Source organism: Oceanimonas aquatica, from assembly GCF_030732065.1.
Classification (GTDB): Bacteria; Pseudomonadota; Gammaproteobacteria; order Enterobacterales; family Aeromonadaceae; genus Oceanimonas.
This window is the reverse complement of record NZ_JAVBHX010000008.1, coordinates 145844-163587: the sequence shown is the minus strand read 5'-3', so window position 1 is coordinate 163587 and position 17744 is coordinate 145844. Positions and strand designations below refer to the sequence as shown.

Genomic DNA, 17744 nt, shown 5'->3' with positions numbered 1-17744 from the left:
CTCCATTCTGTGTTAGCTTAGGGCTTTACCTACTTTCTCACTGGCGGAGCCATCATGTCTGCAGAGCTGATTATCAATATGACCCCGGCGGAGACCCGGGTCGCCCTGGTGGAAAACGGTATCCTGCAGGAAGTGCACATCGAGCGCCAGGCCCGGCGCGGCATTGTCGGTAATATCTACAAGGGCAAGGTCAGCCGGGTGCTGCCCGGCATGCAGGCCGCCTTTGTGGACATCGGCGGTGAACGGGCCGCCTTTCTTCATGCCTCCGATATCGTGCCCCATACCGAGTGCGTGGACACCCGCGAGCAGGCCCATTTTCAGGCCGGCAATATCGCCGAGCTGGTACGTCAGGGCCAGGACATCATGGTGCAGGTGGTCAAGGATCCGCTCGGCACCAAGGGCGCCCGCCTCACCACCGACATCACGCTGCCGTCCCGCTACCTGGTATTCATGCCCGGCAGCGCCTACGTGGGCGTGTCCCAGCGCATCGACTCCGAGCAGGAGCGGGAGCGGCTCAAGGCCCTGGCCGCCGAGCATGTGGACGAGCAGGGCGGCTTTATCATTCGCACCGCCGCCGAGGGCATCGGCGAGCAGGAGCTGGCCCAGGATGCGGCCTTTCTCAAGCGGCTGTGGCGCAAAATTCAGGAGCGCCGGGGCAAGTACCCGTCCTGCTCCATGCTGTATGAAGACCTGCGGCTGGCGTTTCGCATTGTGCGCGACTTCGTCGGCACCGAGCTGGATCGTATTCGGGTCGACTCCCGGGAAACCTGCGACAGCCTGCGCACCTTTGTGGACGAGTTCGTGCCCGAGCTCTCCGGGCGCATTGAGTACTACCAGGGCAATGCCCCCATCTTTGATCTCTATGATGTGGAAAATGAAATTCAGCGCGCTCTGGATCGCAAGGTCGAGCTCAAGTCCGGCGGTTATCTGATCATCGATCAGACCGAGGCCATGACCACCATCGACATCAACACCGGCGCCTTTGTGGGTCATCGCAACCTCGAAGAAACCATCTTCAACACTAATATCGAGGCCACCCAGGCCATTGCCCGTCAGCTGCGCCTGCGCAACCTGGGGGGGATCATCATCATCGACTTTATCGACATGTACGATGACGATCACAAGCGCCGGGTGCTGCACAGCCTGGAGCTGGCTCTGTCCAGAGACAGGGCCAAGACCAACGTCAACGGCTTTTCCCAGCTGGGACTGGTGGAAATGACCCGCAAGCGTACGCGGGAAAGCCTGGAGCACGTGCTCTGCGACGCCTGTCCCGAATGCAACGGCCGAGCCCGGGTGAAAACCGTGGAAACCGTCAGCTACGAAATTCTGCGGGAGATACTGAGGGTCAACAAGGCCTACGATGCCGACAAGTTCGTGGTCTATGCCTCCACCGCCGTGGCCGATGCCCTGCAGGAAGACGAAACCCATATGCTGGCCGAGCTGGAGGTCTTTATCGGCAAGCAGGTCAAGGTCAACAATGAGCCCCTGTACAACCAGGAGCAGTTTGACGTGGTAATGATGTAGTGTTGAGACGCAGCCTGAGCTGGGCCTGGTTCGGCCTGGCCGCAGGCGCAGTGGTGCTGGCCCTGCTGGTCACCCTGCTGCGCTTCGGCCCGCCCTGGCTGGCCACCCTGCAACAACAGTGGCTCGACCGGCTGCTGAGCGAGCACAGCCTGACCCTGAATATCGGCGGTCTGGGGCTGGACTGGCAGGACTACGGCCCGGTGCTGGTGCTGGAAAACGTACGCCTGCAGCGCCCGGCCCAGCCGGATCTGACCCTGCGCCGGGCGCTGATCGATGTGCAGCTGTGGCAAAGCCTGCGCCAGTGGCGGCCGGTACTCAACGAAGTCACCCTCGACGGCCTGCGCCTGCCGCTGGCGCTGGCGCCGTCGCAAGATTCCGGGAGCGGCGGAACCGATCTTCACGCCCTGCGCACCCTGGCGCTGCAGGGGGTGGGCCGGTTCACCCTGGTGGATGCACAGCTGGAGCTGGCCAGCCCCGGCCAGCCGCTGCTGGCGTTGCTCATTCCTTCCCTGAGCTGGCGCAACCAGCCCGGGCTGCATCAGGGCGAAGGCCGCCTTGGCTTTGGCACCGGTGCCGGCCAGCAATTTCAGTTTAAAGGCCGGCTGGAAGGCGAGCTCGATCACCTGACTGGCGGCATTTTCCTGCAGGCCGACGGCGTCGATGCCAGCCCGCTGCTGGCCCGGGGGCGGCCCGACGATGACCGGGTCTCGGCCGAGGTGTCTTTCGACGCCTGGCTGGAATGGCAGCAGGGCGAGCTGCAGGCGGCCCTGCTCACCCTGGGGCGCAACCGCGCCGGCTGGGGGGAACAGCATACCGTGGCGGTGAATGGCGGCCGCATTCAGTGGCAGCCCACCGCCGGCGGCTGGCAGCTGGCCAGCAGCGATATCGACATCAGCGTCGACGGCGAGGCCTGGCCCAGCTGGCGGGTACAGCTCGATCGCCAGAATGATCGCCTCGGCGGCTATCTGGACCGGCTCAGCTTTACCGATCTGGCGTTGCTGGCCCAGTGGGGTGAGCATTACTGGCCCGCGGCGGCCCGTCAGCTGACTGGTATCGCGCCCGAGGGGCAACTGGCGGGACTGCGCTTTGACGCTAATGCCGACGGCAGCGACTGGCGTCTGGAGGGCGAACTCCATGACGTCGGCACTCGGGCGTTTGGCTGGGCGCCACAAACTCAGGGCATTAACGGCCGCTTTGTGCTGGCCGCCGATCATGGCCGGCTGACCCTGCAGCAGGCGGCACCGGCCGACTGGCAATGGGACAAGGCCTTTCGCGGCACCTGGCCCATCAAGGCACTGAGCGCCGGGCTGCAGTGGCAAAAACGTGCCGATGGCTGGAGGCTGTGGAGCGACCGGCTGGCAGTGGACGGGGATGATCTCGATCTGAACGCCTGGTTCAGCCTGCAACTGCCTGCCGGAGAGTCGCCCCTGCTCAGCGCGTCGGCCCGGGTGGATCTGCACCGGGCCGGCAGCGCGGGTAATTACCTGCCCGAGCCGGTGATGGGCTCAAGGCTGGTGGATTACCTGCAGGGGGCCATTCGCGATGGCCAGGCCGAGCATGCCGAGGTGCTCTGGTATGGCCGGCTCAATCAGTTTCCCTACCATGACGGCTCGGGTATTTTTCGAGCTCGCGTGCCCCTGCGCGATGCCGAGTTTCGCTTTGATCCCCACTGGCAGGCGCTCACCGCCCTCGACCTGGATCTGTTGTTTGAAAACGACGGCCTGTACATGACGGGGCCTCGCGGGCGTCTGGGCCAGGCGCGGGCGGAAAATCTCGACGCCCGCATTGTGCCCCTTAACCGCAGCGCCCGGCTGACGCTTGAGGCCGGCGTTCGCGGAGAAGGCGAGGCGGTCACCGGCTATCTGCAGGCCTCGCCGCTGGCGGGCTCGGTGGGCACTACTCTTGAACAGTTGCAAGTGTCCGGCCCGCTGACCGGCAGGCTGGCCCTGGACATTCCCCTCACCGGCGGCCCCGTGGGTGTGGACGGCGAAGTGAACTTCGCCGGTAACGAGGTGCGGGTGGCGCCCCTGGCCATGCCCCTGAGCGGGGTGACCGGCACCCTTCACTTTGATGCACAGCACACGAGCCTGACGCAGCTTCAGGCCCGCTGGCTGGGCCAGCCACTGACGGTGGATTACTCGGGCAGCGTGACCGATGCCGGCTACCGGGCCGATATCGGCCTGGACGGCCGGCTGCAGGCGGCGGCATTGAACCGGGTGCAGCCCGGGCTCGCCGGCCTGAGTGGCGAGACCGGCTGGCAGGGGGAGGTACAACTGCGGCTGGAGCAGGGCAGGGTAGAGTACGAGGCCGAACTGGGCTCCAATCTGGCCGGGCTGGGCAGCCGGCTGCCCACACCTCTGGGCAAGGATGCACCACTTGAGCGACCTCTTCGCTTGAGCCTGTCCGGAGACGCCACCCAGGCTCAGGCGAGTGTGAATATGGCACCGGATCTCGATGCCGACGTCCGGCTGGCCTTTGCCGCCGACGGGGCTCATGTCAAGCGGCTGTGGCTGAACGCCGGCGGCGCCGTGGCCACACCACCCCGGGCGCCGCTGGATGTGTCGGCGCACCTGGCAGAGCTGACTCTGGACGACTGGCTGGCCCTGGCCGGTGGCGAGAATGGCAAGCAGACCGCCGGGCTGTCGTTGCACTGGCCCGAACGTTACCGGGCCGTGGTGCGGGCCGACCGTGGTGAGCTGTGGCGCCAGCCCCTCAGCGATCTGCGCCTGACCCTGAGTCCCGGCGAAGCGGGGCGCCAGCGGCTGGCGGTGAACGCCCAGCAGGCCAAAGGGGAAGTGGCCTGGGGCAACCATGAGCCGGTGACCGCCCGTTTTGAGCGGCTGTGGCTGAATCCCGAGCTTGGTGAGAGCGGACCTGCAGTGGGCCGGCTGGCGCCGGCACAAATACCGGCGCTGGTGTTCCGTTGCGACGACTGCCGCTGGCGCGACCTGGCGCTGGGCAAGGCCGGCTTTCAGCTGACCCCGCTCACGGCGGAGAACGGCGTGCAGCTCGATGACCTCTGGCTCGACGGACCCCAGTTGCAGGGCCGGGCCCAGGGACGCTGGCTGCAGCATGGGGGCGGCGACATCAGCCGGTTGCAGTGGCAGGGCGGCGCCCAATCCCTGCAGGCGCTGTGGCGAGCGCTTGGCCAGCCTTCGCCGTTCCGTGACACTCAGGCGCTGCTGGAAGGCGAGCTGAACTGGCCCGGGCTGCCCTGGCAACCAAAGCCGGGCTCCCTGAACGGCACCGTGAGTGTGGAAACCGGTGCCGGGGTACTCACCGGGGTCAGCGACAAGGGCGCGGGCCTGCTGTCGGTGCTGAGCATGGAGTCGGTGCTGCGCCGGCTCAGGCTGGACTTTCGCGATGTGTTTGAGGGCGGCTTTTACTTTGACAGCATTACCGCCACCGGCGAGTTTCGTCACGGCGTGCTGCACAACGATGATTTTTTGCTGAAAGGGGCCGCGGGGGATCTGGCCGGGCGCGGGCGGGTGGATCTGGCGGCGGAGCGACTGGACTACCGCTTTGATTTCACCCCCAACCTCACCGGCAACCTGCCGGTGCTGGCGGCCTTTGCGGTGACCCCGGTCACCGGCCTTTATGTGCTGGCCCTGTCCAAGGTGCTGGGCCCCGTGGTCGATGTCTTTACGCGCATTCGCTATGGCGTGAGCGGCCCGCTTGCCAACCCGAAAGTCAGCGAGCTGGGCCGGGAGCGAAACCGAATACGTCTGCCGCAAACCGACAAGGAGTAATACATGGAACTGGTAGCCTTGCAACTGAATGCCGGCGCCGACTGGCCGGCCAACCGCGAGCGCATTGAGGCCCTGCTGGAGCGCCTGCCTGCCACCCGGCCGCTGCTGGTGCAGTTGCCGGAAAACGCCGTGGTGTTCGGCAGCCGCGAGGCGGTGCAGCGAGTGGCGGAACCACTGGGCGAAGGCGCCATACAGGATTGCTTTGCTCAGTGGGCGCGGCGCCTTGGTATCTGGCTGGTCGTGGGCTCCATGCCCACCCGCATCGAGGGCAGTGACAAACTGCACACCAGTTGCCTGGTGTATGATGATCGGGGTAAGCGGGTGGCTTGCTACCACAAGCTGCACCTGTTTGATGTGGACGTGGCCGACGGCCATGGCCGCTACCGGGAGTCGGATACCTACAGCCCGGGCAATGACTTGTGTGTAGTGGACAGTCCCTTTGGTCGCCTGGGCCTGTCGATCTGTTATGATCTGCGCTTTCCCGAGCTGTATCGCGCGTTGCGCGAGCGGGGGGCTGACATTTTAATGGTGCCGGCAGCGTTTACCCGGGTGACCGGTCAGGCTCACTGGCTGCCGCTGTTGCAGGCCAGGGCCATTGAAAACCAGTGTTACGTGCTGGCCGCCGCCCAGTTTGGCGACCATGCCGGCGGGCGACAGACCTGGGGACACTCGGTGATCCTGGACCCTTGGGGCGAGATTTGCGCCTGCCTGCCCAAGGGCGAGGGCCTGATTGTGGCCCCCTTTGAACAACAGCGCCTCGACAGCGTACGCCGACAAATGCCAGTGGCCCAACATGCCCGCCTGCGAGCGGTGTGGAGAGACAACGAATGAGTATTGAACAGATCAATCAAAGCCTGCTGGTGCCCAACGAGCTGGACATGGCCCTGCTCGACGCCCAGCTGGCGCGGCTCAGCCGCCACCAGATCGATTTTGCCGATCTGTATTTTCAGAACAGTGTGCATGAGTCCTGGGTGCTGGAAGACGGCATCGTCAAGGACGGCAGCTACAACATCGAGCAGGGCGTGGGGGTGCGGGCGGTCAGCGGTGAGAAGACCGGTTTTGCCTATTCCGATGAACTCACCGCCGCTGCGCTGGATCAGGCGGTGAGCGCCGCCCGGGGCATTGCCGCTCACGGTGGCGATGGCCGCTTCAAGGTGGGCCGGCAGCAGCCGGTGACCGCCCGCTACTCGGGCGTAAACCCCCTCGACAGCCTGCCTCGGGAGCAAAAAATTGCCCTGTTGCAGCAGATGGACGCCTTTGCTCGCAGTCTGGATCCGTCCGTGACTCAGGTGATTGCCTCCATCTCCGGTGTCTATGAAGAAATACTGGTGCTGGCCACCGACGGCACCCTGGCCACGGATCTGCGCCCGCTGGTGCGGCTCAACTGCTCGGTACTGGCCGAGCGCAACGGCCGGCGCGAGCGCGGCAGTAGCGGCGGTGGCGGTCGCTTCGGTTACGACTATTTTCTGGAAGAGGTGGACGGTCACCCCAGGGCCATGGGCTATGCCAGAGAAGCCGTGCGTCAGGCCCTGGTGAACCTGGAAGCGGTGGATGCACCCGCCGGCACCATGCCGGTGGTGCTGGGCGCCGGCTGGCCCGGTGTGCTGCTGCACGAAGCCGTGGGCCATGGTCTGGAAGGGGACTTCAACCGCAAGGGCTCGTCCGCCTATGCCGGCCGCATCGGCGAAAAGGTGGCTTCCGAGCTGTGCACCATCGTCGACGACGGCACCCTGGCCGATCGCCGCGGCTCCCTGACCGTGGATGATGAAGGCACCGCCAGTGGCTATAACGTGCTGATCGAAAACGGCGTACTCAAGGGCTATATGCAGGACAAGCTCAATGCTCGCTTGATGGGCATGGCCCCCACCGGCAACGGCCGGCGCGAGTCTTACGCCCACCTGCCCATGCCGCGCATGACCAACACCTACATGCTGCCGGGGCAGACGCCACCGGAAGAGATCATTCGCAGTGTGAAAAAGGGCATTTACGCCCCCAACTTCGGCGGTGGCCAGGTAGACATTACCTCGGGCCGGTTTGTGTTCTCGGCGTCTGAAGCCTACCTCATCGAGGACGGCAAGCTGACCGCCCCGATCAAGGGCGCCACCCTGATCGGCAATGGCCCCGAGGCCATGAGCCAGGTGTCCATGGTGGGTAATGATCTGAGCCTGGACGCCGGCGTGGGTGTGTGCGGCAAGGACGGCCAGAGCGTGCCGGTGGGCGTGGGCCAGCCCACCCTCAAGCTGGACCGCATGACGGTCGGCGGCACCCAGTAAGTTGTTAGGCTATCAATAAAAAACGCCGGCATGCTGCCGGCGTTTTTTATGGGGAAAGAGGTTACTCTCCCAGGTTTTGCTTGAGGTACTGGAACAGTTCCCGGTAGGCCTTGGGAGGCAGGCCGGCGGCCAGCTCCTTGCGGCCGGTGCGGGCCAGCTGGCGCAGCTTCTGGCGGTCGAGCTGGCGGTGCTGGGCCACCAGATCGTTTACGGCCTTGTCGCCTTCCTTGATCAGGCGATCCCGCCATTGCTCCAGTTTGTGAAAATGGGCGTTGGCCACGGCGCTTTTCTGATCAAAGGCATTCAGCGCTTCGCGAATGGCGGTCACATCCCGGCTGCGCATCAGCTTGCCGATAAACTGCAGGTGGCGGCGCTGCGCCTCACGCTTGTTGGCCAGCTTGTGGGCCAGGGCGATGGCGTCTTTCAGCTCATCATCCAGCGGCACCTTGGCCAGATCGCTCGGATTGAGCCTGACCAGATCCATGCCCAGCTGTTGCAGGGCCTGGCTTTCCCGTTTCATTTCGCTTTTGCTGACCCACTCGATGTCGTCGTCGTGGGCGGGCTGATCGTCGTGATGGCGCATGGTATTTCTCTTGCAAATCGGTGATGGTGAATATATTACCAGCTTCTCCCAAGGGGCGCAGGGGTCTGTTATGCTAACGGCAAACGGAACCAGCGAATTCATTATGACTCCCGAAGAGATTCTAAACGAACAGCGCCAGCTTGAACTGGCGGTCGAGCAGGCGCTGGAAAGCGCGAAACGCCTCGGTGCCGAGGCGGCAGAGGTGTCCATCAGCAAGCAGACCGGATTGTCGGTCAACACCCGTAATGCCGAGCTGGAAAACATCGAGTTCAACAAGGATGGCGCTCTGGGCATTGCCGTCTACCGGGACGGCCGCAAGGGTTCGGCCTCCACCTCGGATTTGCGCCCCGATGCCATTGCCCGCACCGTGGCGGCGGCGCTGGACATCTCCCGTTACACCACCGCCGATCCTCATGCCGGCCTGGCCGATGCCGACCAGCTGGCCTGGGAGGCGCCCGAGCTCGAGCTGTGCTTTCCCCGGGCCATGGAGCCGAACGACTTTATCGAGCAGGCGCTGCGCTGCGAGCGTTCGGCGCTGGGACGCGACAAGCGCATCAAGCAGTCGGACGGGGCCAGCTTCTCTGCCAATGTGGGCATTCGGGTCTACGGCAACAGCCATGGTTTTATCAAGGGGTTTGCCGGCTCCCGTTACGGCATGAGCTGTGTGCTCATCGGCGAGCAGGACGGCGACATGCAGCGGGAATACGGCTTTACCTCGGCCCGCAGCTATGACGATCTGTGGGCGCCCGAGCGGGTGGCCGACGAGGCCGTCAGCCGTACCCTGGGGCGACTGGGCGGCCGCAAAATCGGCACCACCCAGGCGCCGGTGCTGTTTCACCCGGATGTGGCGGCGGGCCTGTTCGGTCACCTGGTCATGGGCATCAGCGGTGGCAACCTGTACCGCAAGTCGTCCTTTCTGCTTGACGCCTGTGGCGAGCAAATCTTTCCCGACTGGCTCTCCATTCACGAGCAACCCCACCTCAACAAGGGGCTGGCCAGCGCGCCCTTTGACAACGAAGGCGTTCGCACTCTTGAGCGCAATATCATCGAGAACGGCGTACTGCAGACCTACCTGCTGACCAGTTATTCGGCGCGCAAGCTGGGGCTGCCGGTCACCGGCCACGCCGGCGGCATTCACAACTGGACGGTATCCAGCAGTGGTCAGGATCACGCCCAGTTGCTGAAGCAGATGGGCACCGGCCTGCTGGTGACCGAGATGATGGGGCAGGGCGTGAACATCGTCACCGGCGACTATTCCCGCGGCGCCGCCGGCTTCTGGGTGGAGAACGGCGAGATTGCCTACCCGGTGGAGGAGATCACCATCGCCGGCAACCTGAAAACCATGTTCGCCGGCATTCAGGCCATCGGCACCGATGTGGAAACCCGCTCCAGCCTGCATACCGGCTCGGTACTGATCGACAATATGAAGATCGCCGGGCAATAACCCAGAGCTGAAAGCTTGAAGCTTGAAGAAGGGCCGCATATGCGGCCCTTTGTGTTTTTGGGTGCTTACCGCTTCTGGCTTTCGGCTTCCCGCTTTTAGTGCAGCAAGATCAGGGTGGCCAGGCCGAGGAAGGACAGCAGGCCTACTGTATCGGTGATGGTGGTTAATGCCATGGAGCCGGCCAGGGCCGGATCGATATTAAAGCGTTTCATGATCAGCGGTATGCTGGCGCCGGCCAGGCCGGCCACCGACAGGTTGATAAACATGGCGGCGGCGATGACCAGACCGATTTCCCAGCTGCCCTTCCACAACGCCACCACCACCGAAATGGCCAGGGCCCACAGCATGCCGTTAATGAGGCCCACCAGCGCTTCCTTGGTGAGCAGCCAGCGGGCGTTGCTGTCGCCGATATGGCCCACCGCCATGCCGCGGATCACCAGCGCCAGGGTCTGGTTGCCGGCAATGCCGCCCATGGATGGCACTATGGTCATCAGAATGGCCAGGGTGGCCAGCTGTGACAGGGTTTCCTCAAACATGTTGGACACGCTGGCGGCCACCAGTGCCGAGCCCAGGTTGATGGTCAGCCAGAAGGAGCGGCGGCGGGCACTGACGAGCACGGGGGCAAAGGTGTCCTCGTCGTCGTCCATTTTGGCCATGCCCATCATGGAGTGCTCGCCTTCCTCGCGAATAATGTCGACCACGTCATCGATGGTAATGCGCCCCAGCAGCTGGTTGTTGTCGTCCACCACCGGCGCCGAGAGCCAGTCGTGGCGCTCAAACAGGTTGGCGACATCGGTGTCGGCCATGGTCAGGGGAATGGCCTCCACCGTGGTGTCCATGGCTTCGGCCACCGTGGTGGTGGGGGACTGCACCACCAGGCTGGCGAGGGAAATATCCCCCAGCAGCCGGTTGTGCTGATCCACTACATAGAGGGTATCGGTGCCTTCCGGCAGCTCGGTGTGCAGCCGCAGGTAGCGCAGCACCACGTCGATGGTCACGTCCGGGCGCAGAGTAATAAACTCGGTGTTCATCAGTGAGCCGGCGGTGTCTTCCGGGTAGGACAGCGCCAGCTCGGCCCGGTGCCGGTCCTGCTCGTCCATCTCGGTGAGCACCTGGTTGAACAGCTGCTCGGGCAGATCCCGCAGCACATAGGCCAGATCGTCCGACTCCATGTCTTCCAGGGCGCTGGCCAGCTTTTCCGGCTCCATCAGCCGAATGATGCCGTCACGCACCTCTTCCGACAGCTCTTCCAGGATTTCGCCGTAATCGTCGGGATCGATCAGTTGCCACAGCACCTTGCGGCTGGGGGTGGGGGAGGACTCCAGCAGCCAGGCCACGTCCCCGGGGCGCATTTGCTGCAGCATGCGGCGTACGTGCACAAACATGCCGCTGTTCAGCGCCTGGGTGATGGTTTCCAGGTGATCGGGAGCGCCGGGCTGCTCTGCTGGCTCAGTCATGGGATCTGCTTATTCCGACTCGTTAAAGCGATCCGCCACCAGCCGGGCGACGGCGTCCATGGCCGCTTCCGCCTCCGGCCCCTCGGCCACCACCCGAATGGCGTGCCCCTGAGCGGTTTCCAGCATCAGCAGGCCCATCACGCTGTTGGCAGGGGCTTCTTTTTGCTGGTTGCAGACGGTCACTTCGGCATCGAACTGCTGGGTCAGCTGGACCAGCTGAATGGCGGCCCGGGCATGCAGCCCCAGTTTGTTGACGATCTGCAGGTTGCGTTCAATTTTCGGCATGGCGCTTTTCCAGGGTGCGATGGCGCAGCTGCACGCTCTTGCCCAGCTGGGTAAAGACCCGGGCCAGCTGTTCGGCGATAAATACCGAGCGGTGCTGTCCCCCGGTACAGCCGATGGCCACGGTGACATAGCTGCGGTTATTGCGTTCCAGATGGGGCATCCAGGTGATCAGCAGGTTTTCCAGCTGCCACAGGTATTTCATCACCTCGGGCTGGCTGCTCAGGTAGTCGGCCACCGGCTGATCCTGGCCGGTGTAGGGGCGCAGCTCGGCAATCCAGTGGGGATTGGGCAGAAAGCGGGCGTCAAACACGAAGTCGGCGTCCTTGGATACGCCGTACTTGTAGCCAAAGGATTCAAAGACCCAGTTCAGCTCCTTCTCCTTTTTGCCAAGAATGCGCTCGCGAATGATCTCGCTCAGATCGTGAATACTGAGGGTTGAGGTGTCGATACGCAGATCTGCATCCGATGACAGCGGCGCCAGCAGGTGGGTCTCTTCGCGAATGGCCTCGTCCAGGGTCAGGCTCTGGCGGGACAGGGGATGCAGCCGGCGGGTGTCGCCAAAACGGCGGATCAGTACCGAGTTGTCGGCATCGATAAAGAAGCTGGACAGCTGCACTTCATCCATGGCCCGCACTTCGGCCAGAAAGGCTTCCAGTTGATCGGGGCTGTCGGGCAGGTTGCGCACGTCTATGCTCACTGCCACGGCACCGGGCTTGTCCCGGCGCAGCCGCACCAGCTCCGGCAGCAGCGCCACCGGCAGGTTGTCGACGCAGTAGTGGCCGAGATCTTCAAGTACCCGCAACGCCACCGTTTTGCCCGATCCGGAACGACCACTGACGATCACCAGCTGCATGTGAATGTCCTCAGGCTGAAATCATGATTTGGTAAAGTTCTTCGTCGCTGCCGGCCTGGCGCAGTTGCCGGCAAACCTGTCTGTTGCTCAGCTTCTCGGCGATCAGCGACAGGGTTTTCAGATGCTGTTTGCATTCCTGCTCCGGTACCAGCAGGGCAAACACCAGGCCGACCGGCTGGTTGTCGATGGCATCGAATTCCACCGGCTCGGCAAAGGTAAGCAGTACGGCAGTCGCCTTGTTATCGTTGCTGATCCGGCCATGAGGAATGGCGATGCCATTGCCGATGCCGGTACTGCCCATTTTTTCCCGGGCCAGCAAGCAGTCAAAAAGCTGCTGGCTGCCGATGTGGAGATGTTCGGCAGCCAGCTCGCTGATGATTTCCAGAGCACGTTTCTTGCTCGTGCAGGGAACTGCACTGCGGGTGCAGTCCCTGCTTAGTATGTCGGCGACTTCCATGGTTACTTTTGCTTGAGCTTCTCTTTGTGTTTAATGATCTGACGATCCAGCTTGTCGATGAGGCCATCGATGGCTGCATACATGTTTTCGTGCTGGGCGTTGGCGAACAGCTCGCCGCCACTCACATGCAGCTTGGCCTCGGCGATTTGCTGCATTTTTTCCACATTGAGGATGACGTGCGCATTGGTGATGTGATCGAAATGGCGTTCCAGCCGGGAAAACTTGCTGTTTACATAATCACGCAGTGCATCGGTGATTTCGACATGGTGTCCGGTCAGGTTGATTTGCATAAACGTCTTCCTTCTGTTTTTGCCTTTAAACCAGGCGTTTGCGCTGATTGGAAGGGGGAATGGCCAGTGACTCCCTGTACTTGGCGATGGTCCGCCTGGCCACCTTAATCCCCTGGTCGGCCAGCAGCTGGGCAATTTTGCTGTCGCTCAGCGGCTTGGCCGGGTTTTCTGCCCCGACCAGTTTTTTGATCAGGGCGCGAATTGCCGTGGAAGAACACTCACCGCCATCGTCGGTGCCCACATGGCTGGAGAAGAAATACTTGAGTTCAAACACGCCTCTGGGAGTGTGCATGAACTTCTGGGTGGTGACCCGGGATATGGTGGACTCATGCATTTCCACCGCCTCCGCCACATGGTTCAGCACCATGGGCTTCATGGCCTCCTCTCCATACTCAAAGAATGCCTGTTGTTGTTCAACAATACAATTGGCAACCTTGAGCAGCGTCTCATTTCGGCTTTCAAGGCTTTTGAGAAACCACTTGGCGTCCTGCAAATGGTTACGAATAAACTGGCCGTCTTCGCTGTTGCGGGGCTTGCTGGCCAGGGCCGCGTAGGTCTGGTTGAGGCGTATTTTGGGCATGGCCTCGGGGTTGAGCTCCACCACCCAGACGCCACTGCGCTTGGTCACCACCACGTCGGGGATCACGTATTCGGAGTTGCCCTGAATGATGCTGCTGCCGGGGCGGGGCTCGAGCTGCTGAATAAGCGCCAGCACTTCCCGCAGCTCGTCTTCCTTGAGCTTGGTCTTGCGCTGCAGGCTGCGGTAGTCGCGGTTGCCGAGCAGGTCCATGTGCTGAGCCAGCAGGTTACGGGCTTCGGTCAGCCACGGAGTGTCGGGCGGGAATTGATCCAGCTGAATGCGCAGGCATTCCTGAACGCTGCGGGCGGCCACGCCGATGGGGTCGAAGTGCTGAACGCGCTTGAGCACGGCTTCCACCTCGTCGGCCTCAATGCCCAGCTCCTCGGCAGAGACGGCCGCCAGCAGGTCATCAATATCGGCGGTAAGGTAGCCGGCCTCGTCCACGGCATCGATAATGGCCAGGGCAATGGCCTGATCGGTGTCGCTGAAGGGAGTCAGGTGCATTTGCCAGAGCAGGTAATCCTGCAGGCTTTCGGTGGTTTCTCCCTGATAGACGCTGTCTTCCAGCCCTTCCGGCAGGCCGGCGCCGCCGCTGACGGGAGAGGCGGTGTAGACCTCTTCCCAGCTGGTGTCCATGGGCAGCTCTTCGGACAGCTGGTTGCGCTCCATGGCAGTGTCGGAGGCCATCTGCTCCTGGTTGCGGTTATCATCGACCTTGATGCTGTCCGGCTCTTCCTGTTCCAGCAGGGGGTTGCTGTCGAGCGCCTGCTGGATTTCCTGCTGCAGCTCCATGCTGGACAGTTGCAGCAGGCGAATGGCCTGCTGCAACTGAGGGGTCATGGTCAGCTGTTGGCCAAGGCGTAACTGAAGAGTTGGCTTCATTCGTTGCAACGTCCTTCCTGATAAACCGCGGGTGGCGGTGCCGTCAAAGGCTGAATTGTTCGCCGAGGTAGACCTTTTTGACCTGCTCGTTGGCCAGGATCTCCGCCGGCGTGCCGGCCGCGATGCGATGGCCATGACTGACAATATAGGCCTTTTCGCACACATCCAGGGTCTCGCGCACATTGTGATCGGTGATCAGTACGCCCAGGCCCCGTTCCTTCAGGTGCAGAATAATTTTCTTGATATCTATGACCGAGATGGGATCCACACCGGCAAAGGGCTCATCGAGCAGAATAAAACGCGGATCCGCCGCCAGCGCCCGGGCGATCTCTACCCGCCGGCGCTCGCCGCCGGACAGGCTCATTCCCAGGCTGTCACGAATATGGGTGATGTTGAACTCTTCCAGCAACTGCTCCATTTTCTCGGTACGGCCGTCGGCATTCAGATCCTTGCGGGTCTGCAATACCGCCATCAGGTTGTCGGCTACGCTCAGGCGGCGAAAAATGGAGGCCTCCTGAGGCAGATAGCCAATGCCGGCCCGGGCGCGCACGTGCATGGGCTCGTGGCTGATGTCCTTGTCGTCAATGGTGATGCTGCCCGCGTCCCGCTGCACCAGGCCCACTATCATGTAAAAGGAGGTGGTCTTGCCGGCGCCATTGGGGCCGAGCAGGCCCACGATCTGGCCGGTGTTGACGGTCAGGCTGACGTCAGCCACCACCTTGCGGCCCTTGTAGCTTTTCTGCAGGCCGCGCGCTTTCAGTATCGCCATGCTCAGTTGTTATCCTGGTTGTCGAGGTCCTGCACCTGTTCGGGCAGAAAGATGGTGGTCACGCGGTCCTTGCCACCCTGGCTTTCGGCTTCCATCTGTTCCTTGTCGATAAAGTAGCGGATACGGTAACCGGTGACGATGTTATCGTTCTGCTTGAGCTGGGCGTCCCGGATCAGGGTAATGGTGCGGGCGCGCATGTCGTAGTGAATCTCCCGGGCTTCGGCGTGTACCGGCTGACCGTCGTTGAGGGTCTGCTGGTAGGTGGCCGGGTTGCCCCTGGCGGTCATGGACTGCAGGCCCTGCTCGTTGCGGATCACCACCAGCTCGTCGGCGCGCACGTCAATGCTGCCCTGCTTGACCACCACCTTGTCGATAAAGGTGACCTTGTTGTCGGCCAGCTCCACCAGCTGGCGGCCCGAGTCAATGGTCACCGGCTGACGATAATCGCTGTCTTTGGCCTGTGCCTGACCCAGGCCCAGCAGGCCGCCAAGACTAAGGATTGAAATAAGTTGCCCGGGTTTCATTCAGTAATTCCACCGTTTGTTGATCCAGCCTGCCTCGCAGGCCCGTGCCTTCCGCCTGATATTGCGGGCTTTCCAGCCGCACTTTCTGGTTGGAGCGCAGCCGGTTGTTGATAAAGTCCATTTCCAGATATTCGGTGGTCAGGGTGTCCACCAGGGCATCCGGTTGCAGCCCCTTGCCCACCACATTGCCGGTGAGCACGGCGTTATCGCCGGTGTTGATGGTGCCGTCATTCCCGCTCAGTCGCCACTGGGGCTGGCCATCGGGAGAATAAAGCAAGATAACAGGTTTTTTCATCAGGGTCATGGACAGGGATTCGTAGTACTCCGCATGCTGCGCTTCCATGCCCCGGTAGGGTAATCCCTGCCGGTTGTACTGCACACTGGACAGATTGGTGGCCACAAAATCCGGCTGAAAATCCTGCTCGCTGGCCGGCGCGCTGCGGTCGCGGTCAAACCATTGCCAGGTGGCCAGGGCGGCCACAAACAGGCCGCCAAACAGCCAGGTCTGGCGGCTCATACGCTCATGCCCTCGGCCTGATCCAGCTGACCGCGGGCATCCAGCAGCAGATCGCACAGCTCGCGCACCGCCCCCCGGCCGCCTGCGGTGCGGGTGGTGTAGCAGGCCCGCTGCAGCACCAGCGGATGCGCATCGGCCACCGCCACGCCCAGGCCACAGTCCTGCATCACCGGCAGATCGACCACGTCGTCCCCGATATAAGCCACCTGCTGCGAAGTCAGCTGTAAACGGTCAAGCAGTTCGCCATAGCTTCGCTGCTTGTCGCTCTGGCCCTGGTAGATGTGGCGCACGCCCAGGGCGGTCATGCGGTCACTGACGATGCGCGAGCTGCGCCCGGTGATCACCGCCACCTCGATGCCCGCGTTAAGAATGGCCTTGATACCAAAGCCGTCCCGGGTGGAAAAGCTCTTGTATTCCTCGCCCTCGTTGCCGAGGTAGATCATGCCGTCGGACAGCACGCCGTCCACATCGCAGATCAGCAGCCGAACGTCTTTCAGCCGGTGCCATACCTCTTTGGTTACGGCGCCGTACAGGGTTTGTACCGTCATCAGATCACTCCCGCGCGTAGTAAGTCGTGCATGTTAAAGGCACCGATCGGACGCTGTTCGCCATTCAGTACCAGCAGACCGCTTATTTTTTTTTCTTCCATCAGTTTGACCGCTTCCGCCGCCAGCATGCCGGCGGGCACAGTGGTGCAGCCGCGGGTCATCACCTGGTCGATGCGGGTATTGTGCACATCTATCTTGTGGTCCAGGGTGCGGCGCAGGTCACCGTCAGTATAGATGCCGGCCAGGCGTCCTTCGGCGTCGACCACGGCGGTAAAGCCCATGCCACTGCGGCCGATTTCCAGCAGCGCGTCGATGATCAGGGTATCCAGGCTCACGCTGGGCACCCGCGCGTCCTTGTGCATCACGTCCGCCACCCGCAGTAACAGCCGCTTGCCCAGGGCGCCGCCCGGGTGGCTGAGGGCAAAGTCGTCGGCGGTAAAGCCACGGGCTTCCAGCAGCGCCACCGCCAGGGCGTCGCCCATGGCCAGGGTGGCGGTGGTACTGGCGGTAGGGGCCAGTCCCAGCGGGCAGGCTTCCTGCTCAACCCGGGTGCACAGGTGCACATCCGCTTCCCGGGCCATGGTGGACTCGGGTTTGCCGGTCATGCAAATCAGCCTGATGCCGCGGCGTTTGAGCACCGGCAGCAGGGAGATGATTTCCTCGCTTTCCCCCGAGTTCGACAGGGCCAGCACCACGTCCCGGCTGTCAATCATGCCCAGATCGCCGTGGCTGGCTTCGCCCGGATGCACGTAAAAGGCGGGGGTGCCGGTACTGGCCAGGGTAGCGGCAATCTTGTTGGCAATGTGGCCCGATTTGCCCATGCCGGTGACAATCACCTTGCCGGGGCATTCAAACATCAGCCGGCAGGCATGATTGAAGGACTCATCCAAATATTGATAAAGGCCGTCCAGGGCCGCCTTTTCAATATCGAGAACGCGCTGGGCGGTAGTACGGTAATCAAATTCTGCTGACATGGCTTTCTCCACACTTAGGCGGCGCCATTATAGAA

At 62.7% G+C, this 17744-nt stretch carries 17 protein-coding genes; 5 read left to right on the top strand and 12 right to left on the bottom strand.

All coding sequences use genetic code 11. The features are described from left to right. Positions 1 to 54: 54 nt before the first annotated feature. The 4 genes from rng to tldD are packed head-to-tail and all read left to right on the top strand — an operon-like array spanning position 55 to position 7546. The gene (rng, locus tag Q9290_RS12840; protein WP_306080043.1) at positions 55 to 1524 is read left to right on the top strand and encodes a ribonuclease G; all 1470 of its coding nucleotides are present in this window, start codon (positions 55 to 57) and stop codon (positions 1522 to 1524) included. Beyond that, positions 1524 to 5273 (top strand): YhdP family protein, encoded by a 3750-nt coding sequence (locus Q9290_RS12835; protein ID WP_306080042.1) that lies wholly within the window; start codon positions 1524 to 1526, stop codon positions 5271 to 5273. The genes rng and Q9290_RS12835 overlap by 1 nt, the downstream gene beginning before the upstream one ends. 3 nt (positions 5274 to 5276) lie before the next feature. Continuing rightward, a complete protein-coding gene (locus Q9290_RS12830) occupies positions 5277 to 6104 on the top strand; it encodes a carbon-nitrogen hydrolase family protein (RefSeq protein ID WP_306080041.1) in 828 nt (275 codons plus the stop codon). Continuing rightward, the gene (gene tldD / locus Q9290_RS12825) at positions 6101 to 7546 is read left to right on the top strand and encodes a metalloprotease TldD (protein ID WP_306080040.1); all 1446 of its coding nucleotides are present in this window, start codon (positions 6101 to 6103) and stop codon (positions 7544 to 7546) included. The genes Q9290_RS12830 and tldD overlap by 4 nt, the downstream gene beginning before the upstream one ends. A gap of 61 nt (positions 7547 to 7607) precedes the next feature. Here tldD and yjgA read toward each other — a convergent pair whose 3' ends face one another. Further along, positions 7608 to 8129 carry a ribosome biogenesis factor YjgA gene (yjgA, locus tag Q9290_RS12820; RefSeq protein ID WP_306080039.1) on the bottom strand — a complete coding sequence of 174 codons (522 nt, stop codon included), beginning with the start codon at positions 8127 to 8129 and terminating at the stop codon, positions 7608 to 7610. A 103-nt stretch (positions 8130 to 8232) separates the two neighbouring features. On the opposite strand from yjgA, the gene pmbA reads away from it, so the two are divergent. Then, the gene (pmbA, locus tag Q9290_RS12815) at positions 8233 to 9573 is read left to right on the top strand and encodes a metalloprotease PmbA (protein ID WP_306080038.1); all 1341 of its coding nucleotides are present in this window, start codon (positions 8233 to 8235) and stop codon (positions 9571 to 9573) included. Positions 9574 to 9668: 95 nt separating this feature from the next. Here pmbA and mgtE read toward each other — a convergent pair whose 3' ends face one another. The 11 genes from mgtE to Q9290_RS12760 are packed head-to-tail and all read right to left on the bottom strand — an operon-like array spanning position 9669 to position 17709. Next, a complete protein-coding gene (gene mgtE / locus Q9290_RS12810) occupies positions 9669 to 11030 on the bottom strand; it encodes a magnesium transporter (protein ID WP_306080037.1) in 1362 nt (453 codons plus the stop codon). Between the two features lie 9 nt (positions 11031 to 11039). After that, the gene (locus Q9290_RS12805; protein WP_306080036.1) at positions 11040 to 11315 is read right to left on the bottom strand and encodes an HPr family phosphocarrier protein; all 276 of its coding nucleotides are present in this window, start codon (positions 11313 to 11315) and stop codon (positions 11040 to 11042) included. Beyond that, positions 11302 to 12168: an RNase adapter RapZ gene (gene rapZ, locus Q9290_RS12800; RefSeq protein ID WP_306080035.1), complete on the bottom strand. Its 867-nt coding sequence runs from the start codon at positions 12166 to 12168 to the stop codon at positions 11302 to 11304. Before rapZ ends, Q9290_RS12805 begins: the two co-directional genes overlap by 14 nt. Positions 12169 to 12178: 10 nt before the next feature. Further along, positions 12179 to 12625, bottom strand: a complete 447-nt coding sequence (gene ptsN, locus Q9290_RS12795) for a PTS IIA-like nitrogen regulatory protein PtsN (RefSeq protein ID WP_306080034.1) — start codon at positions 12623 to 12625, stop codon at positions 12179 to 12181. A gap of 2 nt (positions 12626 to 12627) precedes the next feature. After that, on the bottom strand, positions 12628 to 12915 hold the full coding sequence (gene hpf / locus Q9290_RS12790; RefSeq protein ID WP_014291323.1) for a ribosome hibernation promoting factor: 288 nt from the start codon (positions 12913 to 12915) through the stop codon (positions 12628 to 12630). 25 nt (positions 12916 to 12940) lie between these two features. Then, complete coding sequence (locus tag Q9290_RS12785; protein WP_306080033.1) at positions 12941 to 14377, bottom strand: RNA polymerase factor sigma-54; 1437 nt, start codon at positions 14375 to 14377, stop codon at positions 12941 to 12943. 43 nt (positions 14378 to 14420) lie between these two features. Beyond that, complete coding sequence (gene lptB, locus Q9290_RS12780) at positions 14421 to 15146, bottom strand: LPS export ABC transporter ATP-binding protein (RefSeq protein WP_306080032.1); 726 nt, start codon at positions 15144 to 15146, stop codon at positions 14421 to 14423. Between the two features lie 2 nt (positions 15147 to 15148). Beyond that, positions 15149 to 15670 (bottom strand): lipopolysaccharide transport periplasmic protein LptA, encoded by a 522-nt coding sequence (lptA, locus tag Q9290_RS12775; protein WP_306080031.1) that lies wholly within the window; start codon positions 15668 to 15670, stop codon positions 15149 to 15151. After that, positions 15639 to 16187: an LPS export ABC transporter periplasmic protein LptC gene (gene lptC / locus Q9290_RS12770; RefSeq protein WP_306080030.1), complete on the bottom strand. Its 549-nt coding sequence runs from the start codon at positions 16185 to 16187 to the stop codon at positions 15639 to 15641. Before lptC ends, lptA begins: the two co-directional genes overlap by 32 nt. Continuing rightward, positions 16184 to 16738, bottom strand: a complete 555-nt coding sequence (gene kdsC / locus Q9290_RS12765) for a 3-deoxy-manno-octulosonate-8-phosphatase KdsC (protein WP_306080069.1) — start codon at positions 16736 to 16738, stop codon at positions 16184 to 16186. Before kdsC ends, lptC begins: the two co-directional genes overlap by 4 nt. Beyond that, entirely contained in the window at positions 16735 to 17709 is a 975-nt protein-coding gene (locus tag Q9290_RS12760) for a KpsF/GutQ family sugar-phosphate isomerase (RefSeq protein WP_306080029.1), read from the bottom strand. Before Q9290_RS12760 ends, kdsC begins: the two co-directional genes overlap by 4 nt. Positions 17710 to 17744 lie beyond the last annotated feature (35 nt).